At 73.0% G+C, this 24945-nt stretch carries 21 protein-coding genes; 7 read left to right on the forward strand and 14 right to left on the reverse strand.

Annotation, left to right across the window (positions count from 1 at the left end):
- Nucleotides 1-19: 19 nt before the first annotated feature.
- From DEI93_RS13775 to DEI93_RS13785, 3 genes are read left to right on the forward strand one after another with little or no spacing between them, the layout of a single operon-like run.
- Nucleotides 20-901, forward strand: coding sequence for an aldo/keto reductase (locus tag DEI93_RS13775; RefSeq protein WP_111119919.1), 882 nt, complete (start codon nt 20-22; stop codon nt 899-901).
- 40 nt (nt 902-941) lie between these two features.
- Entirely contained in the window at nt 942-1640 is a 699-nt protein-coding gene (locus tag DEI93_RS13780; RefSeq protein ID WP_111119918.1) for a DUF6766 family protein, read from the forward strand.
- Between the two features lie 24 nt (nt 1641-1664).
- Entirely contained in the window at nt 1665-2645 is a 981-nt protein-coding gene (locus DEI93_RS13785; protein WP_111119917.1) for an NAD(P)H-quinone oxidoreductase, read from the forward strand.
- A gap of 122 nt (nt 2646-2767) precedes the next feature.
- On the opposite strand, the gene DEI93_RS13790 is transcribed toward DEI93_RS13785, so the two are convergent.
- Entirely contained in the window at nt 2768-3424 is a 657-nt protein-coding gene (locus DEI93_RS13790) for a TetR/AcrR family transcriptional regulator (protein ID WP_181436054.1), read from the reverse strand.
- 95 nt (nt 3425-3519) lie between these two features.
- Between DEI93_RS13790 and DEI93_RS13795 the strand changes: the two genes are divergently transcribed.
- Nucleotides 3520-4995 (forward strand): MFS transporter, encoded by a 1476-nt coding sequence (locus DEI93_RS13795; protein ID WP_111119915.1) that lies wholly within the window; start codon nt 3520-3522, stop codon nt 4993-4995.
- Nucleotides 4996-5114: 119 nt separating this feature from the next.
- Here DEI93_RS13795 and DEI93_RS13800 read toward each other — a convergent pair whose 3' ends face one another.
- The 9 genes from DEI93_RS13800 to DEI93_RS13840 all read right to left on the reverse strand — a co-directional run bounded on the left by DEI93_RS13800 (nt 5115) and on the right by DEI93_RS13840 (nt 14813).
- Nucleotides 5115-5792 (reverse strand): amino acid ABC transporter ATP-binding protein, encoded by a 678-nt coding sequence (locus DEI93_RS13800; RefSeq protein WP_258368615.1) that lies wholly within the window; start codon nt 5790-5792, stop codon nt 5115-5117.
- Nucleotides 5793-5947: 155 nt separating this feature from the next.
- Nucleotides 5948-6814: an amino acid ABC transporter permease gene (locus DEI93_RS13805; RefSeq protein ID WP_111013209.1), complete on the reverse strand. Its 867-nt coding sequence runs from the start codon at nt 6812-6814 to the stop codon at nt 5948-5950.
- Nucleotides 6815-6828: 14 nt separating this feature from the next.
- On the reverse strand, nt 6829-7662 hold the full coding sequence (locus tag DEI93_RS13810) for an ABC transporter substrate-binding protein (protein WP_111119913.1): 834 nt from the start codon (nt 7660-7662) through the stop codon (nt 6829-6831).
- Between the two features lie 100 nt (nt 7663-7762).
- Nucleotides 7763-8404 carry a hypothetical protein gene (locus DEI93_RS13815; RefSeq protein ID WP_111119912.1) on the reverse strand — a complete coding sequence of 214 codons (642 nt, stop codon included), beginning with the start codon at nt 8402-8404 and terminating at the stop codon, nt 7763-7765.
- 175 nt (nt 8405-8579) lie between these two features.
- Nucleotides 8580-9077, reverse strand: a complete 498-nt coding sequence (locus DEI93_RS13820; RefSeq protein ID WP_258368599.1) for a cupin domain-containing protein — start codon at nt 9075-9077, stop codon at nt 8580-8582.
- Nucleotides 9074-10432: an amidohydrolase family protein gene (locus DEI93_RS13825; RefSeq protein ID WP_349815065.1), complete on the reverse strand. Its 1359-nt coding sequence runs from the start codon at nt 10430-10432 to the stop codon at nt 9074-9076. Before DEI93_RS13825 ends, DEI93_RS13820 begins: the two co-directional genes overlap by 4 nt.
- Nucleotides 10429-12132: an adenosylhomocysteinase gene (locus DEI93_RS13830; protein WP_111119957.1), complete on the reverse strand. Its 1704-nt coding sequence runs from the start codon at nt 12130-12132 to the stop codon at nt 10429-10431. Before DEI93_RS13830 ends, DEI93_RS13825 begins: the two co-directional genes overlap by 4 nt.
- Nucleotides 12133-12172: 40 nt before the next feature.
- Nucleotides 12173-13246, reverse strand: coding sequence for a PrsW family intramembrane metalloprotease (locus DEI93_RS13835; RefSeq protein ID WP_111119911.1), 1074 nt, complete (start codon nt 13244-13246; stop codon nt 12173-12175).
- A 34-nt stretch (nt 13247-13280) separates the two neighbouring features.
- The gene (locus DEI93_RS13840; RefSeq protein ID WP_111119910.1) at nt 13281-14813 is read right to left on the reverse strand and encodes a carboxylesterase/lipase family protein; all 1533 of its coding nucleotides are present in this window, start codon (nt 14811-14813) and stop codon (nt 13281-13283) included.
- 258 nt (nt 14814-15071) lie between these two features.
- Here DEI93_RS13840 and DEI93_RS13845 point away from each other — a divergent pair, with 258 nt between their 5' ends.
- Nucleotides 15072-16022 carry a glycoside hydrolase family 16 protein gene (locus tag DEI93_RS13845; RefSeq protein ID WP_181436053.1) on the forward strand — a complete coding sequence of 317 codons (951 nt, stop codon included), beginning with the start codon at nt 15072-15074 and terminating at the stop codon, nt 16020-16022.
- A gap of 31 nt (nt 16023-16053) precedes the next feature.
- Here DEI93_RS13845 and DEI93_RS13850 read toward each other — a convergent pair whose 3' ends face one another.
- Complete coding sequence (locus DEI93_RS13850) at nt 16054-16542, reverse strand: hypothetical protein (protein WP_111010455.1); 489 nt, start codon at nt 16540-16542, stop codon at nt 16054-16056.
- 146 nt (nt 16543-16688) lie between these two features.
- Here DEI93_RS13850 and DEI93_RS13855 point away from each other — a divergent pair, with 146 nt between their 5' ends.
- Nucleotides 16689-18053 (forward strand): MFS transporter, encoded by a 1365-nt coding sequence (locus DEI93_RS13855; protein ID WP_111119908.1) that lies wholly within the window; start codon nt 16689-16691, stop codon nt 18051-18053.
- 79 nt (nt 18054-18132) lie between these two features.
- On the opposite strand, the gene DEI93_RS13860 is transcribed toward DEI93_RS13855, so the two are convergent.
- Both DEI93_RS13860 and DEI93_RS13865 read right to left on the reverse strand, forming a co-directional pair.
- Complete coding sequence (locus tag DEI93_RS13860; RefSeq protein ID WP_111119907.1) at nt 18133-20094, reverse strand: dipeptidyl-peptidase 5; 1962 nt, start codon at nt 20092-20094, stop codon at nt 18133-18135.
- A 24-nt stretch (nt 20095-20118) separates the two neighbouring features.
- Complete coding sequence (locus tag DEI93_RS13865) at nt 20119-20502, reverse strand: DUF2267 domain-containing protein (RefSeq protein ID WP_111010458.1); 384 nt, start codon at nt 20500-20502, stop codon at nt 20119-20121.
- Nucleotides 20503-20636: 134 nt separating this feature from the next.
- Here DEI93_RS13865 and solA point away from each other — a divergent pair, with 134 nt between their 5' ends.
- Nucleotides 20637-21821, forward strand: a complete 1185-nt coding sequence (gene solA / locus DEI93_RS13870; protein ID WP_111119906.1) for an N-methyl-L-tryptophan oxidase — start codon at nt 20637-20639, stop codon at nt 21819-21821.
- A 72-nt stretch (nt 21822-21893) separates the two neighbouring features.
- On the opposite strand, the gene DEI93_RS13875 is transcribed toward solA, so the two are convergent.
- A complete protein-coding gene (locus DEI93_RS13875; RefSeq protein ID WP_111119905.1) occupies nt 21894-24935 on the reverse strand; it encodes an alpha-mannosidase in 3042 nt (1013 codons plus the stop codon).
- Nucleotides 24936-24945 lie beyond the last annotated feature (10 nt).

Genomic DNA, 24945 nt, shown 5'->3' on the forward strand with positions numbered 1-24945 from the left:
TGCGGCGCATGCTGGAGCCATGAAACAACGGACCATCGGAGACACCGACGTCAGCGCCATCGGTCTGGGCGGCATGCCCATGTCCATCGAGGGGCGACCGGACGAACGCCGCGCGATCGCGACCATCCACGCCGCGCTCGAGGCCGGGGTGACCCTCATCGACACGGCGGACGCCTACCACCTGGGCGGCCACGACGAGGTCGGGCACAACGAATCGCTCATCGCCAAGGCCATCGCGGAGTACGGCGGGGACACGTCGCACGTCGTCATCGCCACGAAGGGCGGACACCTGCGCCCCGGGCCGGACGAGCGGTGGACCCAGAACGGCGACCCGGCCTACCTCAAGGAGGCCGCCAAGGCATCGGCGAAGCGCCTCGGCGTCGAGGCCATCGACCTCTACCAGTTCCACCGGCCCGACCCGGCCGTGCCCTACGCCGACTCGATCGGTGCCCTGGTCGACCTGCTCGACGAGGGCGTCATCCGCATGGCGGGCATCTCGAACGCCGACGTCGACCAGATCCGACAGGCGAACGAGATCCTCGACGGGCGGCTCGTGTCCGTGCAGAACCAGTACTCGCCGGCGTTCCGCACGAGCGAGGTCGAACTCGTCCTGTGCGACGAGCTCGGCATCACGTTCCTGCCGTGGGCTCCGCTCGGCGGCATCACGTCGGCCGGTGACCTCGGGGCCATCCACGAGGCCTTTTCGATCGTCGCGCGCGAGCACGAGGTCTCCCCGCAGGTGATCGCGCTGGCGTGGGAGCTGCAGAAGAGCGACGTCGTCATCCCGATCCCGGGTGCGTCACGACCGCAGTCGATCCTCGATTCCGTGCGGGCGGCCGACGTCAAGCTGCGGCCCGAGCAGATCGAGCGCCTCGACGCCGCGCAGGCACCCGCGGCGTGATCGTGCTCCGCGGTCGGCGCGCGGGAACCCGGCGGACGACATGAGCGCCTTCCTGCGTGACCGGCCGCAGGAGTGGACGTGGGCGCGACGGAACGGGCTGCTGCTCGTCAACCTGATCGCGTTCCTCGTCTTCTTCGCGGGCATGGTGTTCAGTGGCTGGCACGTCGCGAACGCCGATGCACTCGAGCACGGCCAGGCGGCGGAGTCCCTCGGCGCGTTCCTGCGGAGCGGGGACTTCGTCGAGGCGACGTTCGAGAACTGGGAGAGCGAGTTCCTCCAGATGGGGTCGTACGTCGTGCTGACGTCGTTCCTGTTCCAGCGGGGGTCGAGCGAGTCGAAGCCCCTGGACGAGACGGCCGAGCAGGACGACGACCCGCGGGAGCACCGGGACGACGCCCGTGTCCCCTGGCCGGTCCGGCGCGGGGGCCTGGTACTCGTGTTCTACGAGAACTCGCTGCTCATCCTCTTCGCGCTGCTGTTCGTCGGCAGCGTCGTGGGGCACGTCCTCGGCGGCGCTGCGGCCTACAACGAGGACCAACGCGAGCACGGCGGTGCCGTCGTCTCCGGGTGGGGCTACCTCGCCACGAGCCAGTTCTGGTTCGAGTCGATGCAGAACTGGCAATCGGAGTTCATGGTGATCTCGGTCATGATCGTGGCCACCGTGTGGCTCCGGCAGCGCGGCTCGACCCAGTCGAAACGGGTGGCCGCGCCCCGGGACGACACCGGCACGGAGGGCTGAGGAGCCCGGCGTAGCGTCGACCGCATGCACGCCATCACGTTCGACGCTCCCGGCGACGAGGCCGTCCTCGTCTGGTCCGACGTCCCCGACGCCGTCGCCGGTCCGGGTGAGGTCCTGATCGCCGTCGCCGCCGCCGGCATCAACAACGCGGATCTGCTCCAGCGACGGGGGCACTACCCGGTGCCGCAGGGTGCCTCGCCGATCCTGGGGCTCGAGTGCTCCGGCACGATCGCCGCGGTCGGCGAGGGCGTCAGCGACTGGCACGTGGGCGACCGGGTCTGCGCGCTGCTGAGCGGCGGTGGGTACGCCGAGCTCGTGGCCGTCCCCGCCGCGCAAGTGCTCCCGGTCCCCGACGACCTCGACCTCGTCGCGGCCGCGGGTCTGCCCGAAGCCGCGTGCACGGTGTACTCGAACGTCGGGATGGTCGCGGGACTGCGCCCGGGGCAATCGCTCCTCGTGCACGGCGGCGGCAGCGGCATGGGGTCACACGCCATCCAGTGGGCGCACGCCCTCGGCGCCCGCGTGTTCGCGACCGCGGGCAGCACGCCGAAGCTCGAGGCAGCCCGGCGGTTCGGCGCCGACGTCGTCATCAACCACCGCGACGAGGACTTCGTCACCGTCGTGCAGGAGCAGACCGACGGCGCCGGGGTCGACGTCGTGCTCGACATCGTCGGGCCGACCTACCTGCAGCGGAACCTCGAAGCGCTCGCGGTGAACGGCCATCTCGTCGTCATCGGCAGCACGGGCTCGGCCCCGGACGCCCCACTCGACCTCGGGCTCCTCATGCGGAAGCGCGCCAGCGTCACCGCGACGACGCTCCGTGCTCGTCCGGCCGAGGAGAAGGCCGAGATCGTCGCCGCGGTCCGTCGCGAGGTCTGGCCGTTCGTCGAGCGTGGTCGGGTCGCGCCCGTCGTCGACACCGTGCTGCCCATGGCGCAGGCCGCCGACGCGCACCGCCTGGTCGCGGAGGGCGCCACGATCGGCAAGGTCCTGCTGGCCCCCTGACCCGTCCGGCCACCCCCGCCATCCGGTGAGATCGCAGTCGTTGCCGCTCTGAGTCTGGTCAGAACGGCAACGACTGCGATCTCGCGGAGGAGGGCCGGGCCGGCCGGGCCGGCCGGGCCGGGTCAGTCCGTCTGGCTGCGCGCGGCGTCCACGATGGCGGCGCACTTGTCGCCGAAGCTCGCCTGCATGAGCGCCGCGGCGTCGTCGTCCGTGTCGTACAGGCCGGGCATCTCGATCCCGAGCAGGACGCTGAACAGCATGCCGCTGCCGAGGAACTCGTGCACGCGCTCGGGCGTGAACCCCGCGTCGTGCACGAGGAACCGGTAGATCTCGAGGAACCCGGCTCGTGCCGCGGCGCCGATCGCGGGATCGGCTCCCGACACGAACGCCTGGAGCAGCAGCGTGTGGAACCCGCGCGTGGCAGCGAGGTCGAGGTACGCGTTGCCCACCGCCCGTGCCGTGCCCTGCTCGTCCTCGCCGCGGGCGACCGCGCCGTCGAGGGCGGTCCGGAACGCCGCCATGAGGGTGTCGAGCGTGTCGGCGAGGACCTCGAGGAACAGCTTCTCCTTCGTACCGAACATCCGCACGACGTAGGGCTGGCTGATGCTCGCGGCGCTGGCGATCTGGTCGGTCGTCGTGCCGTGGTACCCGCGTCGCCCGAACACGCTGCGCGCGATGTCGAGGATGAGGACGCGACGCTCCGCCGCGGGCATCCGGGTCGCGGGGGATGCGGCGGATCCAGCGGACGCAGCAGCGGTCGGGGACGATGCGGGACTCACGCTTGACATGGTATCAATCGATTACTACGGTTTGTGATCATCCGATTACAACTGGTGTCGGGCCTCCCGGCCGCACCCGATCCGCGGAGGCAACGATGACCGCTTCAGCTCCACCCACCCGTCGCATCCCGGTCTGGCTGGCGATCCTCGCCGCCTCGCTCCCGATGTTCATGGCCACGCTCGACAACCTCGTGGTCACGAGCGCGCTCCCCGTCATCCACGAGGACCTCGGCGCCTCGGTCGAGGACCTGCAGTGGATCACGAACGCCTACACCCTGGCGTTCGCCGCCCTCATGCTGCTCGCCGTCGGCATCGGGGACCGCTTCGGCCGTCGACACGTGTTCGTGGTCGGCATCGCGATCTTCACGGTCGCCTCCGCGCTGTGCGCCGTGAGCGGGGACCCCATTTCGCTCATCGCCGCCCGAGCGCTCGAAGGCGCCGGTGCTGCCGCGATCATGCCGCTCTCGCTCACCCTGCTCGTCGGCAGTGTGCCCGACCGCGCACGCTCCGTCGCGATCGGCGTGTGGGGCGGCGTGTCCGGCCTGGGCGTCGCGCTCGGCCCGCTCATCGGCGGCGCCGTCGTCGAGGGCTGGAACTGGCAGGCGATCTTCTGGCTCAACGTGCCGGTCGGCGTCATCGCCGTCCCGCTCGCGCTCGCCGCGCTCCCGAACGCACTCGGCGCGAGACTCCGCGCCGACGTCATCGGTGTGCTCCTCGCCGGGCTCGGCGTGCTCGGCATCGTGTTCGGGGTCGTCCGTGGCAACGACGCAGGCTGGGGCAGTGGGCAGGTCGTCGGCGCCCTGGTCGCCGGCGCCGCGCTCCTCGCCGCCTTCATCGTCCGGGAGGCCCGCACGAGCGCACCGCTCCTCCCCTTGCGACTGTTCCGGGACCGGGGCTTCACGCTCGCGAACGCCGTCGCGACCGCGTTCAGCTTCGGCACCTTCGGCGCGGTGTTCATCCTCATCCAGTTCCTGCAGATCGTGCAGGGGAACACCCCGCTGCAGGCCGGGGTCGCCACGATGCCCTGGACCCTCGCGCCCATGGTCATCGCACCGCTCACGGGGTTCATCGCACCGCGCGTCGGGACCCGTGCGCTCATCGTCGGCGGGCTCGTGCTCCTGTCGGCAGGCCTGTTCGAGATCGCACTGACGATGTCGGCGGACGTCGGCTACGGCGTGCTGTTGCCGGGCTTCCTGCTGGCGGGTGTCGGCATGGGCCTGGTGTTCGCGCCGCTGTCCACGGCGGTCCTGGCGAGCATGCCCCCGGAGGACCACGCCAAGGCGTCCGGCACGAACTCGACGCTCCGCGAGATCGGGATCGCGCTCGGGATCGCCGTCCTCACCGCGGTGTTCACGGGCGCGGGCGGCCAGCTCACTCCGACGGGGTACGTGTCGGCCGCCCAGCCCGCCGTGGTCGTGGGCGCCGGCGTGGTGCTCCTGGCGGCGGTGCTGGCCCTCTTCCTGCCGAGCGGGGTGCTCCGCCGCGGGGCGCCCACCCCGGAGGCGGAGCCGGCGCTCACGACGCAGGCGGTCCTCCCGGACGCGGCCCCGGCCCCGGCCCCGGCCGCCTGACCGCCGCCCCCCCACTTCGGCGAGATCGCAGTCGTTGCCGTTTCGGACCCTTCCAGAACGGCAACGACTGCGATCTCGCGGAGGGGTCTGTGAGGGGATCCGGCGGCCCGCGCACCGGGTCAGCGCTGCACGCGCGCCAGGAACGCCCGGAGCGCGGGGTGCTGCGGATCCCCGAGCACGGCGTCGGGCGACCCCTGCTCGGCGACGGCCCCCTCGTGCAGGAACACCACGCGGTCGGCGACCCGGCGGGCGAACGACATCTCGTGCGTCGTCATGAGGATCGTCGAGCCGCCCTGCTTCAGGTCGCGCACGAGGTCGAGCACCTCGCCGACGAGCTGCGGGTCGAGGGCGCTCGTGACCTCGTCGAGCAGGAGCAGCTCGGGGTCGGTGGCGATCGCGCGCACGATGGCGACGCGCTGCTGCTGTCCGCCCGAGAGCCGGTCCGGGTACGCCCCCGCGAACGCCCCGAGGCCGATGCGGTCGAGCAGCCGGCGCGCGGTCGTCTCGGCCTCGGCGCGCGGGATCCGGTGGACACGGCGGGCCGCGATCGTGACGTTGTCGAGCACGGTCATGTGCGGGAACAGGTTGAACTGCTGGAACACGACACCGATGCGTCCGCGGGTGGCGTCGACGTCGACACGGGGATCGGAGATGTCCTGCCCCTGCAGCAGGATCTGGCCGTCGTCGATCGGCTCGAGCAGGTTCACCGTCCGCAGCAGGGTCGACTTACCGGATCCCGAGGCGCCGATGACCACGACGACGTCGTGCCGGTCGACGGCCAGGTCGATGCCGCGCAGGACCGCCGTGTCCCCGAAGGTCTTGCGGAGACCGCGGAGCTCGAGGACCGGCGCGTCCGCGGCGGACGGGTGCCCGGCCTCCCGACCGACCGGCGAACCGGACCGACCGGGCCGGGAGGAGCGGCTGGTGTCCGGCGCGCTCGTCGCGTCCGCGGTCACACCGCACCACCGCTCTGCTCACGCCGCTGCTGGCGCAGCGCGAGCGCGTCGGTGAGCCGGATGAGCGGCAGGCTGATGAGCACGAACAGGAGCCCCGCGACGAAGTACGGCGTGAAGTCGTACGACTCGGCCTGTGCGATGTTCGCGGCCCGCACGGCGTCCACCGCGCCGAGGATCGACACGAGCCCGACGTCCTTCTGCATCGACACGAAGTCGTTCATGAGCGCCGGGGTGACCTTCCGCAGCCCCTGCGGCAGGACGACGAGCCGGAGCGTCTGCGCATGCGACAGGCCGAGCGACCGCGCGGCCAGGCGCTGGGACGGGTGCACGGCCTCCATGCCGGCGCGGAGCACCTCGGCGACGTACGACGAGTAGGTCAGGATGATCGCGATGGTGCCCCAGACCTCGGCGGGGAACCGCGGGAAGACACCGAGCCCCGGCACGCCGTAGCCGACCAGGTACAGCACGATGATGAGCGGCAGGCCCCGGAAGAGGTCCGTGTACCCGGTGGCGAGCAGCCGGAGCGGGAAGGCCACGGGGCTCCGGAGCCCTCGGACGACGGCCAGGAGCGTCGCGAACACGGCGACGCCGATCGACGCGAAGAACAGGATCCGGACGTTGAGCCACAGCCCGAGCAGGATGTCGGGGAAGGCCGAGACCGCCGTCTCCGGGTCGAAGAACGACTGCTGCACCGCCGCCCATCCGGGGGTGTTGACGACGCCGACCCAGACGAGCGCGACCACCACGAGCGACGAGACGATGCTCACCGCCACCGAGCGGCGGCCCCGCTGGCGCCGGTACAGCCGCCGCTCGACCTCGATCTCGCTCGGCGCCGCGACGACGGTGGTCGGGGTGGTGGTCACGGACCGCGTCCCGATCAGTGCAGGACGGGCACGTCGACCGCGGTCGACAGCCACTTGGTCGTGATGTGCTGCAGCGTGCCGTCGGCCTTGAGCGCGCGGATCGCCCCGCTCACCTTCGGCGTCAGCGCCGAGCCCTTCGGCAGGACGATGCCGAACTGGTCACCCGTGCCCGACGAGGCGGGGAACTGACCGACGACCTTGCCCTTCTTCAGTTCCGCGGACGCGACGTAGAACGCGGTGGGCAGGTCGGTGACGACGGCGTCGATCTGTCCGCTCTTGAGCGCGAGGACGGCGTCGTCGTTCGAGTTGAACACCTGCGGCTGCCCGAGGGCGTCCTTCGCGACGTCGTAGCTCGTGGTGCCGGTGGCGACGCCGACCTTGAGGCCCGTGAGCGCGCTGACGCTCGTGGCGTCGGCCGCCTTCGACCCCGACGTCGTCACGACCGCCTGCGTGGTCGTGTAGTACGGCGCCGAGAAGTCGACCGCCTGCTTCCGCTTCGCCGTGATGCTGAACTGCTGGATGTTCACGTCCCAGTCCTTGGCACCGGGGGCGATGGCGCTGTCGAAGGTGCTCCGCTTCCAGACCACGTCGTCCTTCGCGTAGCCCATCTCCTGCGCGACGGCGTACGCGACGGCCGCCTCGAACCCCTTGCCGGACTGCGGCTTGTTCCCCTCGACCCAGGGCGAGTACGCGGGCTGGCCGGTGGCGATCGTCAGCTTGCCGGCCGTCACGGTCCGGCTGCCGGAGCCGGAGCCGCCGGCGCTGCAGGCCGCGAGGGTGAGCGCGACGACCGCGGCGGCGACCGCCACGAGTGTGCGAGGGGTGCGGGGTCGGCGTCGAGGGGACACGGGCTGCCTCCGGGGCGGTCGCGAGCGGGGTGTGCTGCGGATCGTACGGGGCCGGGAGGCCCGGCGCGAGTTGATGACGCGCCGTTCCGTCCCGCGGTCGTCAGCCGGCGCTCGGCGGATCGGACTCGGCGTCGTCGTCCGTGACGAACACCACCGTCATGACCTTCTGCCGCCGGTCCGTGATGACCCACGTGAAGTCCCAGGCGACGTCGTCGAACCACCCACTCCACGCCTGGAACGAGTCGTCGATGCGGAAGTCCTCGTACCGATCCCCCACGAGGGCGTCGCTGAAGGCCCGGCCGATGCGCTTCGCCTCGGCGGCGCGACCCTTGAACGAGGCCGACGACCCGCCCCAGATGAGGGCGCTCGCGATCATGCCGTCGAGTTCCACGGCCGCACGCTCCTCGAACGTGTCGGCGTCGAACCGGACGTCCTGGTCGATGCCGGGGAGCGCGGCCGCCATCGCGGGCGACGTGAGGAGCGCCTCCACGAGCCCGTACTCGTCCACCCGGTTGCGGCAGAGGTACCAGGCGGTCGTCTCGTCGTCACCCGTCACGTCGAACGCGGCCCCGAACACGGAACCGCGCACGATCACCGATCGGAACGCGGCGAGGACAGCCTCGATCGCGGGGTCGGTCGGTTCCCGGAGCCGGAAGGCGAGCCCGGCGCGGGACCGTTCCAGGGTGGCGGCGTCGGGGCGGGCATCCTGCTGGTCGATCTCCAGCCATGAGGTCGTGCTCATCCCACCACTCCACCACGTCGCGGGGCCGGCTGCACCCTCCCCGCCGCCGAGATCGCACTCGTTGCCGCTCAGGAGGGTCTCGAAGCGGCAACGAGTGCGATCTCGGCGGATGAAAGGCGGCCGGCAGGCCGACGGCCGGCAGGCCGACGGCCGGCAGGCCGACGGCCGGCCGCGGTCAGGTTGCCAGGGTGAAGTCCTCGAACGCGAATCCCGGCGACACCAGGCAGCTGACGAGCACCTCGCCCTCGCCGGGCAGGGTCCGCTGCCACACGCCCCCGCGGACGAACGCCTGCGCGTCGTTCACACGGTCGCGGCCGGCGTCCGGTCCGAGGGTGATCCGCGCGCCGGGCTCCGGGGCGTCACCGCTGCCGCCGAGTTCGAGGACGACGGCGTCCGGTCCGTGCCACATCCAGATCTCGTCCGAGGTCACCCGGTGCCACGCCGACGCCTCCCCCGGCGGCAGGAGGAAGTGGATGAGCGTCGCGGCCGGTCGCTCCCCCGCGGGCGTCGTCACCACGGCGGGCGACGTCCAGGTGCGGACGTACCAGCCGCCCTCGGGGTGCGGTTCCATGCCGAGGGCGCGGGCGCGCGGCGGGACGTCGAGCCACTCGACGAGGTCACCGGCGACGGTGCGGCGGGCGACCATGCCGGGGCGGGGCGGGGTGTCGTTCACGGGGTCCTCTCGGGGACGTGGGTGGCGGTGAGCACGGTCCCTTCGACGGCGCGGACCATACCGCGGATGACGGTGGCCCTCGCCCGGCCGGCGCCGTCCTCCGCGAGTTCCGCGAGGGCGTCCGCGACGGTCCGGGCGTCGACGTCGAACACCGCGAGGTCGGCCCGTGCGCCGACGGCGAGGTGGCCGACGCGGTCCGGCCCGACGTCGAGGCCCATCGCGTGCGCGCCGCCGAGGGTCGCCGCCGCGAGCAACCGCTCGTGCAGGTCGCGGGCGCCGTACCCCTGGTTCCGCGCGATGCGGTGCAGGGCCGCGACGTCCGCCATGAGGTCGAGGGAGGGCGACGACGACAGCGAGTCCGTGCCGACCGCGATCGCGCTGCCCTCGCGCAGGTAGTCGGCGACGGGCGGCGGGTCGAGTCCGATGACGGCGTTCGACCGCGGGCAGAGGGCGACGGCGGTCCCGCGCGCGCGGAGCAGCGCCCGATCGGCGGCGGTCATGTACACGCCGTGGGCGATGTGACAGTCCGGCCCGAGCACCCCGAGCCGGTCGACGAACGTCGTGGCGCTCGCGCCGAAGCCGAGTGCGCGGAGCGCCCGGAACGACGGCACGTTCGCCTGGTGCCAGTCGGCGCCCCGGCCGAGTCCGACGACGCCGGCGAGGCCCGGCACGGGTTCGAGGGCGCGGCGTTCCGCCTCGAACGCCGACTCGCCCAGGTGCAGGTGCAACCGGAGTCCCCGCTGACGCACGATGTCGGGCAGGTCGAGCAACGGACCCACGTCGAGCGAGTACGGCGCGTGCGGCGACAGACCGGCACCCGGGTGCTCCGGGATGTGCTCGAGTTCGCCGAGGACCTGGTCACGCCCCCGCTCCTGCCAGGCGGCGTTCTCCCAGTCCATGACCTCCCAGTACGCGATACCCCCGAGCCCCGCGTCGGCGAGGACGGACACCGCCTCGAGGTCGGTGATGATGTCCGCGATGCTCGTGACGCCGGCCCGGATGGACTGCGCGGCGCCCTCGGCCGCGTCGGCACTCCAGTCGTGCTCGCGCCCGCCGTAGTCGGCGGTGAACGCCGCCGCCCAGTCCTCGAACCCCCGGTACCGGCCGGCGCCGACCGCGGCCATGCCGGTGTACTGGAGGTGCGAGTGCGCGTTGACGAGACCGGGCAGGAGTGCGCCGCGCCAGCGGCGCTCCGTGTACGGCAGGCCACGGGCGGCGAGCTGGTCGACGACCCAGGCGCGTTCGCCGACGTGGAGGATGCGGTCGCCCCGGACGGCGACGGCACCGTCCAGGATCGGTGGCGCGGTCATCGGCACGACGACGTGCGCCGAGTGCACGGTGACCGACGCGCTCACGGTGGGGCTCCGAACCGCGTGGTGCGGACGTCGGAGGGCCGCCCCTGCGCGCCCCCGTCGGGGTCGGGTCCGCGAGGCGAGTCGACGGCGAGTCCGAGATCGGCCAGTGCCGCCGCAGCGATGCGGGCGTCCGCGGCGGGGTCGATCGGGTGCACGCCGACGGGCAGCTCCGCACCGTGCTCGAGCAGCATCCGCACCGCGGCGAGCTGCACCGCGAAGGACAGGTCCATGATCTCGATCGGGTTGCCCTCGGCCGCCGTGACGTTCACGCACCCGCCCCCGTCGACGAGGAGCACCGCGCGCTCGGTGTCCGGCACGGTCATCCGTTCGAGGCGAGGAGCGATGGTCGTGCGGACGCTGCCGGCGGCGCGAGCATCGTCGGTCGCGACCTCCTGGTCGATCCCGCCCGCCACCGCGACGACCGCGTCGGGTGCGCACGCCCGCAGCACGTCGAGCGACACCGTGTCCCGCACGCCCGTGGCCGACATCACGAGGTCGGCACCGGCGACGGCGGTCCTGACGGGCGCGACGTCGTACCCCGCGAACACGGCCTGCAGTGCCCGCACGGGATCGGTCTCGGCGACGACGACGCGCAGCCCGAGCGCCGTCAGGACCTGGGCGACCCCCTCGCCGACCGGACCGTACCCGATCACGGCTGCCGTGCCTCCCGCGGCCGGCAGCCGCGCCACGGCATCGCGCGCGGTGACGGCGTCGAGCAGATCGAACACCGCGAAGACCGTGGACTGCCCGGTCCCGTACCGGTTGTCGAACAGCGTCTTGGCGCGCGCGTCGTTCACCGCGACGACCGGCAGCCGCAGCGCACCCTGTTCCGCCATGGTCCGGAGGGGGCGCAGGCCGCTCGTGGTCTCCTCGGCCGCGCCGACCATGCCGGGCAGGAGTTCGGGCCGGGCCTCGTGGAGGAGCCGGATGACGTGGGCGCCGTCGTCGAGCAGGATCTGCGGCTCGCGGTCGAGCATCTCGAGGGCGAGCCGCCGCTGCCCCGCGAGGTCGACCGTGCTCGACGCGAACACGACGAGGCCGGCGTCGCGGAGCGCGGCCGCCACGGCGTCGTCGGTCTCGTCCGCGTGCGCGTAGACGACGACGTCGGCACCCGCGTCCTGCAGGAGCAACGACAGGACCGCCGTCTTCGGCTCGAGCACCATCGCGACGCCGACGCGGACCCCGGCGAGCGCGCGGTCGGCGCGGAGCTGGGCGGCGAGCGCCCTGCTCACCGGCATGTGCCGGCCGGCCCACCGGATGCGCTCCGCGGCGAGCGCGTCACGCTCCGGCTCCCGTCCGGTGCTCACCAGGAACACACCGTCGGCGTGGTGCGGGACCGCGAGCACGCCGGGGCGCGCGACGACGACCGGGCCGAAGGCGTCCTCGTCGACCGCGGGGACGTGACGACCCGCGTCGATCACGACGAGCGTGCGGCCGCGGGGCGGGGCGCCGTGCGCGTCGACGGCCGCGGTGCTCTCGGCGGGGTCGCCGGTGCACCAGAGCTGGTCGACCGGCCCCTCCGGCGCGTGTCGGGCGCCCATCGCGGTGAGCACGGCGCGGAGTGTCGACGCGTCGGGGCCGGGGCCCACGACGCGGAACCGGCGTCCGGCGACGAGCAGGTTCGTGGCCGCCGCGTACCGGCGGACGGCAGCGCCGGCCCAGGCGAGCACGTCCGGGTCGGCGTCTTGCGCGGGCGGCATGCGGTCAGTGTAGGACCAGTGCCGTCGCTGGTCGGGCGCGTCAGCGGAGGACGTGCGGCGGCGGCGTGCTCCCCCACCCGTCGTCATCGCCACGCTGGTCGACGGCGCCGCCCTGCTGGTGGGCGGCACCGAAGGCGGCCTCGGGACCGGGCCCGGCAGCCGGTCGGTTCGGCCGCGGGTACCGGCGGCGGTAGTGCACCAGCACCGTCACGAGCACGATGACGCCGACGACCGACACGATCGCGATCCCGATCAGGTAGAGCACGTTCGTCAGCGCCGACACCGCACCGGCGGACCCGGGCGGGAGCGTGCCGTACATGAGTTCCATGCGCGCGTTGCCGGTGACGAGCAGCGCGATGAGCGCCGCGATCTCGCTCGTCGAGTCCCACAACCCGTGCAGCAGGGCCACGCCGACGTACGCCACGAGCACGAGCCACGACCAGCGGATGCGCTGGCTGCCGTGGGCGAGGCCGAAGATGACCGCCCCGAGGATCGCGGTCCAGAGCACGTGACCGACCGGCGAGAGCACGGCGCGGATGACCTCGGTCTGGAGCAGCGAGAACAGGTCGATGCCCTGCTGGGTGATCGCCGCGTTGAACGCGTACCCAGCGGACTCGAACGCGGCGAACCCGGCACCGACGGTGGCGCCGAGCAGCGCTCCCTGGCGCGCGGTCTTCGGCCGGACCCGCCATCCGACGAAGAGCAGGAGCACGCCCTTGACGAACTCCTCGACGAACCCGACGGCGATGTACAGGAACACGTTCTGGTGCAGGTTCGCCTCGAGCACGGATGCCCCGAGCACGCCGAGGATGCCGCCGACGAAGAACGCGACGATGAGCTGCATCGTGCTGACCGTCCCCGTGACCCGCTCGATGACGAACAGCACGACGGTGAACGGCACGAGGAAGCTGCCGAGCAGGATGATCGTCGGCACGAGGTTCGTGTTCCGCGTGAACACGGTCACGACGATCGTGATGAGCCAGAGCGCCAGCCCGACGAGCAGGGTCTTCCACCACCAGCCGTGGCGGTGGTGCGCGTGCGGTCGGGGGACGTCGTCGTAGTCCGGGTCGATCGGTGCGTCGAACGCAGTGCGCGCCGGGTCGGTGGTGGCCATGTGCACCATCGTGCTCCGCGGGGTCGGACGGCGCTCAGAACTCGTAGTGCACGCCGCTCCAGGCCGCACGCACGGCACGGTCGGGGTCTCGCTCGACGTGGCTCACCCGGTCGATGCAGAGCGTCGCCCGGTCCTCGGCGGTGTACCGCGGCCAGGACCAGCCCCGGTGGGACGGCACGCCGTCGCGCGCGAACGCGGTCCAGGAGCCGGCGAGGACCTCGTGGATCCGCCGTCGGGTCGCGGGCGTGTCGGTGCCGGCCACGATCCTCCCGAGCGGTGTGCGGAAGGTGCCGAACAGGTAGGGCAGTTCGGTGCCGTGCGCGGCGCCGAGCCCGACGAGCCGCATGAGCGGCGACGCGTGGTCGAACCGGTACATCCAGGTGGGGTTGCCTGCGGCGGCGTGCGCCTCGGCCATGTCGATCGACGGCACGTGGAACACGCCGTCCCCGCCGGCGGCCACCCAGTCGCGGCGAGGCCGGTCCGCGTCGTCGGCGTACAGCCGTCGGATGCGCTGCCAGGCTTCCGGGTCCGTGCCGCCCACGAGTCGTTCGACGCGCTCCCGCGTGTTCGGCAGGATCGGGGTCCGCGCGTGCTTGAACAGCGACGCCTCGTCGTGGTTCGTGCCGATCACGAGTGGCACCGGCGCCGTCCGCCCGGCCCGGGCGGCGGCGAGCGGGTGTTCCGGCAGGACGTCGCCGTCGATCGTCGGCGACATGACGGCGACGAGCGGGGACTCCCGGGTCACCGCGTCGTCGACTTCCTCGGCCACGGTCTGGAGGCGCGACACCGGCATCGCTCGCATCGCCCGCCCGGCGTGGGCCGGGTCGAGTCCGAGTCGTCGCGCGAGCATGCGCGCGTGCTCCGCCTTGTTCTCGGGCGAGTGCGCGGTCATCGGGTGTGCGCTCTGCGCGATCGCCCCGGCGAGCACCGGCCGGGCGGACGGCGCGGCCAACAGGGTCGTCACCGAGTTCCCGCCGGAGGACTCGCCGAACACGGTGATCCGGGCCGGGTCCCCACCGAAGCCGGCGACGTTCTCGGCGACCCACTCGAGGGCGGCGATCTGGTCGCGCAGGGTGCAGTTCGCGTCGAAGGTCACACCGTCGCCGCCGAGCACGCGGAGGTCCATGCTGCCGAACACGCCGAGCCGGTACGAGACGGTCACGAGGACGACGCCGAGCCGGGCGAGGGCGCCGCCGTCGTAGTCGGGTGTCCCGCCCGAGCCGGACCGGTAGGCGCCGCCGTGCACGAACACGAGCACGGGCAGGCCGTCCGCGTCGGTCGGACTGGTGACGGTGACGTACAGGCAGTTCTCGGACTGCGGGAACCGCCGAGCGATGCCGCCCGTGTAGGGGTGCGGGCGCTGCGGACCGGCCGGGCCGGGCGCGACGGCGGGTCGGACACCCTCCCACGGCCTGACGCGGCGCGGCGCTCGCCACCGGAGCTCCCCGACCGGCGGCTCGGCGTACGGCACGCCGAGCCAACGGCGGATCCCGTCCCGCTCGACGCCGCGGACGGCGCCGCCCGTGGTCCGGACGGTCAGGGGCTCCGTGGACGTCGGCGTGGTCATCGTCCGTCGACGCTACGCCGCGGTCCCGGTGCGCGACGCGCCCCGGTCAGGGGCGCCTCGACGACGACCTCACTCCGGGTGCTGCCGGTACCCCCCGTCCGCGGGGTGTCGGGCCGACCGGGGGCGGCGGTAGCCTCACAGGACCCGAACGGCTGGGCCGTCGCGCTGTACCCGCCGCGCAGATCCCGACCCGCCATCTGACCTGGAGTCTCCGTGGACTCGAACGACAGGGCGCCCCGAACGCCCTGGGACCACGGCGTGCCCGAGCGCGCCGACCGGACCCGAACGCACGCGTACCACCGACGCACCCGCCGGCCGGCGCTCGCCGTCGGCGTCGCACTGTCCCTCGCGCTCGTGCTCGCGGCGTGCGCGCCCGCGCGGAGTGGCGCGCAGTCCCTGCCGACGTTCGACGCCCGCTCGTCCACCGCAGCCAGCACGGCCACCGCGACGGCCACCGGGGAGCCCGCGCCGTCCCAGGACGAGGCCGTCCCCACGCCCGGGTCGTTCGACGAGTTCGACGGACCCGCGGGTGCCGCCCCGGACCCGGCCCACTGGAGCGCCCAGACCGGCGCGGGCGGGTGGGGCAACCACGAGCTGCAGACCTACACGGCGTCGAACGGGGTGCTCGACGGCCACGGCCACCTCGTCATCACGGCGGACATCGGCCCCGACGGCGGTCCCCCGTACACCTCCGCCCGCCTGACGACCCACGGCAAGTCGTCCTTCGGGTACGGCACGGTCTCCGCGCGGATCCAGGTCCCGCAGGGCGGGTCGCTCGTGCCGGCGTTCTGGATGCTCGGCTCCGACGTCGACACGGTCGGCTGGCCGGAGTGCGGCGAGATCGACGTCGTCGAGGCCCCGATCGACACGCATCGCACCTCGCACTTCCTGCACGGCCCGGGCGAGGACGACCCGGACCACAACGTGCAGGCCGGCGGGATCCTCATGCACACCCGGGCGATGAGCAAGGGGTTCCACACGTACTCGGTCACCCGGTCGCCGGGGCACGTCGTCATCAGCGTGGACGGTGTCGTCGGCACGGACATCACCGAGGCGACCGCGCCCAGCGCCCTGAAGTGGGTGTTCGACGGACAGTTCGACCTCATCCTCAGCCTCGCGATCGGCGGGTCGGTGCCGCACCCGACACCGAGCACGCCGCGGACGGCCCAGATGGTCGTCGACTGGGTCCGGTACGCGCCGGCACGGTGAGACCGAGCCGGCGGACGAGCCGCGGCGCGGGTCAGCCCGACAGCGCGATGCGGAACACCTGTACGCCCACGGCGCCGAGCGCCGACAGTCCGAGCCGGAGGCGGAACGACCGCCCCGACCGCGGCGCCGCGGGCGACACGGCGGCACGCACCTGGTAGAGGATCTCGGCCGACAGCTGCCGCTGCAGCCGCGCGGGCGCCGAACGCGCGGCGCTGCTCGTCGACACCGCGACGACGACGGCGTCGGGCGTCAGGTGCGCCTCGACCGCGCGGAGGACGTCGATGGCGCGGCGGAGCGACGAACGCCGCCCGCTGTTCCGCACGGCGAGGACGGCAACCGGGCAGCGCACGTCGTCGGGCAGCTCGTCGCGGCGGTCCGGGCGGATGATCGGCAGCTCGATCCGGTGTGCGAACGCCTCGAGCGCTGCGACGACCTCTCCCGCGTCCCCGTCGAGCAGCACCGGCGAGAGGTCGTCGCGCGCGGCGGCCAACTCGGCTCGCGGTCCGCGGCGTCGGGGCATCGGCTCCTCCTCGGTCGGACGTCCAGGTGCCTCCATCCCACACCTCGGACGCCCTTGGCGGAACCTGAGAGACCGTTCGTCGACCAATCCGTACGATGCGCTGGGTACCGGGCGGGAGTGCACCGACCGGCGGACGAGGAGCGATCATGAGCACCACCACACGGACCCCCGAGCAGCGCCGGAAGGGATTCCTCGCGCGCATGACGTTCGCCTGCGCCTGGGGGGAGGGCCTGGACGGTTTCGACCTCGGCCTCATCAGCGTCGTCCTGCCGCTCATCTCGACGGCCCTCCACGTGAACGCCCTGGAGGCGGGCCTCATCGGTGCGTCGTCCCTCATCGGCATCTTCATCGGGGCGCCACTGACGGGCCTCCTGACCGACCGGTTCGGACGGAAGACCGTGTTCACGGTCGACATCATCGCGTTCGTCGTCCTCGGCCTGCTGCAGGCCTTCGTGACCGACGCCTGGCAGCTCCTCGCCGTCCGCATCGCGCTCGGGATCGCGATCGGCGCCGAGTACTCGATCGGCGCAGCGATGCTGGCCGAGTTCGCCCCCGCGAAGAGCCGGGGACGGCGCCTGTCCGGGCTGCTCGTGTGTTGGTACGCCGGGTACCTCGCCGCGGTCGTGGTCGGGTACGCGCTCGTCGACCTCGGGCACCTCAGCTGGCGGTGGGTGCTCGCGACGAGCATCCTCCCGGCGATCGTCACCGTCATCGTCCGCATCGGTTTCCCGGAGTCCCCGCGCTGGCTGCTGCACCGTGGCCGCGAGAAGGAGGCGCGCGCGGTGATCGACCAGCGCCTCGGCGGCGGCGCGTACTACGAGCAAGAGGACTACGGCTCCGAGGAGCAGAAGGCCGGCGGCTACCGCGCCCTGTTCGCGCCGGGGAACCGGAAGCGCGTGACCTTCATCGCCGTGTTCTGGGCCTGCAACGTCGCCCCCTACTTCGCGATCTTCACGTTCGCACCGACCGTGCTCAAGTCGCTCGCGCTGCACAACGAGACGGCCGGCACCATCACCGTCAACGGCATGGCCGCCGTCGGGGCGCTCGTCGGGATGCTCACCATCGAGCGGATCGGCCGTCGCCCGCAGCTCATCCCGCCGTTCTGGATCATGGCGGTCGCCCTGGCCGTGGTCGGCTTCTGGGGCAGCGCGCCGGGTGCGGTCGTCGTCGTGTGCTTCGCCGTGTTCTCGTTCATGAACGCGCTGCAGGGCAACCTCACCGCCGTCTACCCCATCGAGGTGTTCCCGACCGAGGTCCGCTCCACCGGTGTGGGCTTCACCGCCGCGTGCAGCCGCGTCGGCGCCGCCGCGGGGACCTTCCTGCTCCCGGTGGGCATCACGACGCTCGGCATCGGACCGTGCATGCTCATCGCCGCGGCGATCTGCGTGGTCGGCGCGATCGTCTCGCAGGTCATGGCACCGGAGACGACGGGGCGTGGCCTGCACGACACGAGCACGGGCGAGTTCAACGCCCGCGCGCTGCAGGGGCGGCTCCCGGAGCGCGTGGGCTGACGGCCTGGAGGGACGGGGCGGCCGCGCCGCCGCTCCTCCCCGACGGCGGCGCGCGCCCGACAGGACGATCGTGTCCGGTTCAGTCGAGCGGCAGCGCGGGGACGCCCGGCGTCGCGAACCCCAGGATCTGCCCGTAGAACGCGAGCTCCTTCTCCGTCGCGTCGATGATGGTCGCGGCCTTCCGGAACCCGTGCCCCTCGCCCGCGTAGGTGACGTAGGCGTGCGGGATGCCCCGCTCCCGCATGGCGTCGCGGAACAGCTCGGCCTGCGACGGCGGCACGACCCGGTCGTCGAGGCCCTGGAGCAGGAGCACGGGCGTGCGGAGCTGGTCGACGGCGTGCAGGGGGGCGCGTTCGCGGTACAGCGCCGCGGCCTCCGGTAGGGGCCCGATGAGCCCGTCGAGGTAGCGCGACTCGAAGTCGTGGGTGTCCTGCGCGAACCGCTCGAGTTCCGCGACCCCGAAGTACGAGACCCCGGCGGCGAACACGTCGGACCGGGTGAGTGCGGACAGGACCGTCCAGCCGCCGGCCGAGCCGCCGCGGATCGCGAGGCGTGCCGGGTCGGCGAGCCCGGCCTCCCCGAGACCCCGCACCGCGGCGATCGTGTCCTCGACGTCGACGACGCCCCACTGGCCCCGCAGGGTCTCGCGATAGGCGCGGCCGTACCCGGTCGACCCGCCGTAGTCGATGTCGACCACCCCGATCCCGCGGCTCGTCCAGTACGCGATGCGCATGTCGAGCGCGGCCACCGCCTGCGAGGTCGGACCGCCGTGCACGACCGCGACGTACGGGGGCAGTTCGCCCTGCGGGGCGACGTGGTCGGGGTTCCGCGGCGGGTACACGATCGCGTGCACGGTCCGCTCGCCCGGGAACTCCCGGCGCTCGGCCACCGGCAGGTACCGGGCGTCGGGCAGGTCGTCCGCGTCGAGCCGGACGTCCTCGGCGGCTCCGGTCGCGAGGTCGAGGACCCGGGCCCCGGCACCGACCGTCGACGCACCGGAGGTCACGAGGACCCGGCCGTCCCGGGCCCCGCCCACGGCGATGCTCGTCCACGGCGTCTCGATCGGCTCGGGGTCCCGCTCGCCGCTCGGGTCGAGCACGACGAGTGAGGTGGACCCGAAGGTGCGGGTGGCGAGCAGGCGGCCGTCCGGCAGCAGCGTGTACCAGCGGGTGCCGAGCCTCCAGAGCGGTCCCCCGTACTCGGCGGCGTCCGGGTGCAGCGGTGTCCGGACGCCGTCGAGCGTGATGCGCTCGAGGTTCCACCAGCCGGTCGGGTCCGCGATCGCGACGAGCGTGTCGTCGTCGAGCCACTCGGGCTGGAGGACCGACTCCGTGGGCGACCCGGCGAGCGTCCGCCAGGGGCCCGCGACGCCGTCGTCGTCGACGGGTGCGACGCGGAGTTCGGTGCCGTCCCACGGCATCCGCGGGTGGTCCCAGGCGATCCAGACCAGGTGCCGGCCGTTCGGTGACCACCGCGGGGCGGCGAGGAAGTCGGATCCGCCGACGACGCTGCGGACCGCCGCGGGGTCCGTGGCCGCCGAGCCGTCGAGCGGCACGGCGACGACGTCACGGACGATGTCGGTCGTGTTCTCGCCGGTCTTGGTGGCACTGGGCGTGTGGGTCTCGCGCACCGCCACGACCTCGTCCCCGCGCAGGCTCACGTCCCCGTACCGGTGGTGCGTGCCGTCGGTCCCGAGTGGCGTGAGCGGTCGGGGCTCCCGGGAGCCCGGCTCCAGCACGTACAGGCGCTGGTCGGTGAACTCGACGAACACCAGGACACCCCGGTCGTCGGCCGCCCACGCGCCGCCGCCGTACTCGTGCACGCGGCTCGCGGCGTTCCACGGAGCGGGCAGGACGTCGACCACCGCGCCCGACGCGTCGCGGCGTCGGACCGCCGAGCGGCCGTCCTCCTGCGGGCGGAGCTCGAGCCACCAGACCTCGTCGCCCACCCAGCGCGGGCCGGACACGGGGTGGCCGTTCGTGGTGAGGTCCGCTGCGGAGATCGGGGAGGTCCAGGAGCCGTACGGCGTCGTTGCGGGCATGCGCCCATCGTGGCAGACGGGACGTCAGACCTTCAGGTGGAAGAGCGCGACGTACTCCTTCGGCAGCTGGGTCGTCACGTGGTCCCACACGCCCTTCGACACGGCCTCGTGCACGACGGCGAACACGACGGTCGCACCCTCGAGCGCGGTGTCGGCGTCGACCCCAGCCCGTTCGGCGACGCGTCGGCAGAACTCGTCGGCCCCGAACCGCTCGGACGCCTCACCGTCGCGGAGGAGCGGCGTGCGGAGCTCCTCGGGCAGCTCCGCGGCGAGGTCGGCGGCCTCACCACCGCTGAGCCGCTCGGCCAACGTCAGGAGTGTCGCGTCCGTGATGGGCCGAGCCCGGGTGCGGGTGTGGGTGATGTCGGCTCGCTGTGCCACGAGGTCCACGAACTCTCCGGCGTCCATCGGTCCCTGCCGTTCTCGCTCCGACGACGCCGCCGGGGACGGCGACGTCCGGTCCGCGGTGTCGTTGTGCCCTGCAGTGTCGTCGGGACGCCTGCGGGGCGGCCCAGGTCCCGGCCGTCTGCGATGATCGCGGCATGGACGTCGGTCACCCCTCCACCGCCACGGGCATCGAGGTCCGCGTCCCGGGCACGGTCGTCGTCGGGCTCGGTGGCATCGGCTCGGCCGCCGCGTACCACCTCGCCGCACGGGGTGCGACGGTGCTCGGACTCGACCCGCGCCTCCCGGGCCACCGCGACGGTTCGTCGCACGGCCGGTCGCGCCTGGTGCGGCAGGCGTACGCCGAGGGCCCCGAGTACGTCGCGCTCACGACCGCCGCATGGAGGCTGTGGCACGAACTCGAGCAGGCGTCCGGCACCCGTCTGCTCACCGAGAGCGGCGTGCTCGCCGTCGCTCCGATCGGAGGTGCCCTCGTGGCGGACACCCTCGCCGCGGCCCGCGCGCACGGACTCCCCGTCGAGCACCTCACGGCGACCGCGATCCGTGATCGGTTCCCCGCGTTCCGCGTCGCCGACGGCTGGGAGGGCGTCCTCGAGCGGGAAGCGGGATTCGTCGACCCCGAGGCGACGGTCCGCACCCACCACCGACTCGCCCAGGAGCACGGCGCGGAGTTCCGTGCGGAACGCGTCGTCGACATCGCGTTCGGAGCGCACCCGCTCGTCCGCACCGACGTCGCCGCCTACCGCGCGGACCGGGTCGTGGTGGCGGCCGGACCATGGGCGCCCGAGCTGCTCGCCGCGACGGGCCTCCGGATCGTGGCCCGTCGCAAGGTGGTCGCGCACTTCGCGCCGACGGACCCCCGGGGTCTCGGGGCCGACGCCATGCCGGGCTTCTCCATCCAGCACGACGGGCACCTGTACTACGGGTTCCCGGACCACGACGGGCAGGGCGTCAAGATCGGCCGGCACGACGGTGGCGAGGACACGACCCCGGACACGATCGACCGCGCGGTCCGCCCCGACGAGGTCGCCGAACTCCGCGGTGTCCTCGAGCGGTTCCTGCCCGGGGCCGCGGGCGCGGGCCTCGACGCGTACTCGTGCATGTACACGATGAGCAGCGACGAGGACTTCATCCTCGGCGCGCTCCCCGGGGCGCCGGCGTGCTTCGTCGCGACCGGCTGCTCCGGGCACGCGTTCAAGTTCGTGCCGGTGCTCGGCGAGGTGCTCGCGGACCTCGCGCTCGGCGTCCGGCCGCGGTACGACATCGGGTTCCTCTCGCCCGATCGCGCTGCGTCCCGGGCGAGGGCGGCCATCGACCGTTGACCGCGCCGCCCGACATGGCCGCCCGCGGGCGGCGCGGTCGTCAGCCCCGGACCGCGCCGCCCGACACCGGCCTCAGCCCAGCGCGAACCGCAGCGTGCGGACCTCGAACCCGCCGAGCGCGAGGTCGACCGTCGCGGGGTCGGTCGCCGCGACGGTGCTCGACGCGCCGGTGGTCGCCGCGTCGACGATCGGCTCCTCGAGCAGGGTGACCTCGGTGACGGCCGAGACGGCGGCGGCGACGGTCACGGTCCCGCGGGCACGACGACCCGCCGGCTCGTACACCCGGACGACGAGGTCGCCCGAGCGGTCGTCCGCGAGCTTGACGCTCGACAGCACGAGGTCGTCGGACACCGTCACGAGCGGGTCGAACCCGTGGTCGCCCGTCACGGTCCGGGCGTCGACGTTGAGGAGCACGCCCTCCTCGGTCGCACCGGCCACCGACGTCCCGACGACGAGCCCGAAGCGGTGCGTCTGCACGCCCTGGTCCGTCTCCGGGTCGGGGAACCGCGGTGCACGGAGCAGCGACAGCCGGAGCGTCGTCGTGACGTCCCCGTCGACGGCGTCCCGGGTCATGTCGTACCCGTGGATCGAGTCGTTGACGAGCGCGACGCCGAAGCCCGGCTCCTCCGCGAGCACGTACCGGTGCATGGACGTCTCGAACTTCGCGGCCTCCCACGAGGTGTTGCTGTGGGTGACGCGCTTGTTCGCGCCGAACTGGGTCTCGGCGATCGTGTGCTCCGCGCGGACGTCGAGCGGGAACGCGACCTTGAGGAACTTCTCCGTCTCGTGCCAGTCGACGACCTGGGCGACCTCGAGCGTGCGGGACCCCGGCGCCAGGGACAGCGTCTGCTCGATCGACGACTCCGAGAACGACCGGCGGACGACGATCCGGGCGACACCATCGGCACCGGTCGACACGGTCAGCTCGTCGACCCCGCGGATGTCCTCGACCCGGTTGCGGTAGTAGCGGTCGACGTCCCACGCGTCCCACATGTTCGGGAAGTCCTGGTGGAGCTGCAGCAGGTTCCCCGCCTGGCCGGGCGCGATCGCGTCCCGCCCGGACCCGAGGTCGACCGCGGAGGTCACGAGCCCCTCGGCGGAGACCGTGATGCGGACGAGGTCGTTCTCGAGCACGTGGGCGTCGCCGTCCTCCGTGATGGTGACGGGAGCGACCTGCGGCACGGAGGCCGCGACGACCGCCCCGAGCGCGGGCGCCCCGCCCCGGGCGAACGGCGCGGGGTTCACCAGGACGGAGGTGTCCCCCTCGCCGACGAGCGCGCGGACGGCCTGCGCGATGATCGCCACGAGGGCGTCGGCGACGCGCGCGTACTGCTCGACGGCCTCGCGGTGCACCCAGGCGATCGACGTGCCGGGCAGGATGTCGTGGAACTGCTGCAGGAGCACCTGCTGCCACAGGGCGTCGAGCTCGTCGTACGGGTAGGCGAACCCGGTGCGGGCCGCGGCGGTGGCGCACCACAGCTCGGCCTCGATGAGCAGGTGCTCCGCGCGGCGGTTCCCCTGCTTGGTCCCGTGCTGCGACGTCAGGGTCGCGCGGTGCAGCTCGAGGTAGAGCTCACCGACCCACACGGGCGGGTTCGCGAGCTCGCCGCGGGCACGCTCGAAGAACGCGTCCGGGTGCTCCCACGCGACCTGCGCGCTGCCCTCGAGGTCCGCCAGGCGCGCGGCCTTGCCGGTCATCTCGCGCGTGGTCCCGCCACCGCCGTCGCCCCACCCGACGGGCGCGATCGACCCGGACGCCAGGCGGTTCTCGCGGAACTGCCGCGACGCCTTCGCGACCTCGGAGCCGGACAGCTGCGAGTTGTAGGTGTCCATGGACGGGAAGTGCGAGAACACGCGGGACCCGTCGATGCCCTCCCACAGGAACGTGTGGTGCGGGAACTTGTTCACCTGGTTCCACGAGATCTTCTGCGTGAAGAACCACTCGAACCCGGCGCGACGCATGAGCTGCGGTAGGGCCGGCGAGTACCCGAAGCTGTCCGGCAACCAGACACCCTTCGGCCGGATCCCGAACTCGCGCTCGAAGAACCGTTGACCCTGCGAGAACTGCCGGACGATCGACTCGCCGGTCGGCATCACGGTGTCCGACTCGACCCACATGCCACCGAGGGGCAGGAACCGACCCGCTGCCACGGCCTCCTTGACGCGCGCGTACACCTCGGGGCGGTGCTCCTTGATCCAGGCGTACTGCTGGGCGCTCGACATGCCGTAGACGAAGTCGTCGGTCTGGTCGATGAGCTCCGTCATCGACGAGGTGGTCCGCGCCACCTTGCGGATCGTCTCGCGCACGGGCCAGAGCCATGCGGAGTCGATGTGGGCGTGCCCGACGGCGGAGATCCGGTGGGCCGAGGCCTCGGCCGGGGACGCGAGCACGTCGGCGAGCGCCGCTCGGGCGTCGGGCGCGGTCTCGGGGATGTGCTGCAGGTCGAGGGCGTCGAGGGCGTCGTCGAGCGCCTGCAGGATCCGCATCCGTCGCGGCCCCTGGGGCAGTTCGGCCTGGAGCTCGAGCAGCACCTCGATGTCGAGGGCGAGCTCGTGCACCTCGGCCTCGAACACGGTCAGGTCCATGCGGCGCGACGTGTACAACCGCCGTGACGACGACGTCTGGATGTCCCCTTCCTGCGTCGGGAGGAAGGGGTGGTAGTCGAGCAGCACGGGGTTCGACGCGCCCTCGAGGTACAGGTCGACGAGCTCGCCGCCCTCGGCCTGCTCGGTGACGAGGACCCACTGGTTGCGCGGGTTGATCGACTTCACCGGGCTGCCGTCCGGTCGGTAGACGAGGCCCTCGCACTGGAACCCCGGCATGTTCACGTCGAACCCGAGGTCGATGAGCGCCTCGACCCGACGTCCGGCCCACTGCTCGGGCACGGTCCCGGTGACGTGGAACCAGGTGGTCCCCCACGCGGCACCCCACGGCGTCCCGACCTCGTACGGCCGGTAGGCGAGCGCGAGGCCCTCGGCGGGGGTGATCGGCTCGCCGGGGAGCTCGTTCCACTCGACCGTCAGCGGGACCGCCGTCGCGTGCACGGCCGGCAGGATCCGTTCGTCGAGGACCCGGCGCGCTCGGCCGATGGTGAGGGGGATGTCGTCGTGCATCAGTGCCTTC

Source organism: Curtobacterium sp. MCBD17_035 (assembly GCF_003234815.2).
Lineage (GTDB): Bacteria > Actinomycetota > Actinomycetes > Actinomycetales > Microbacteriaceae > Curtobacterium.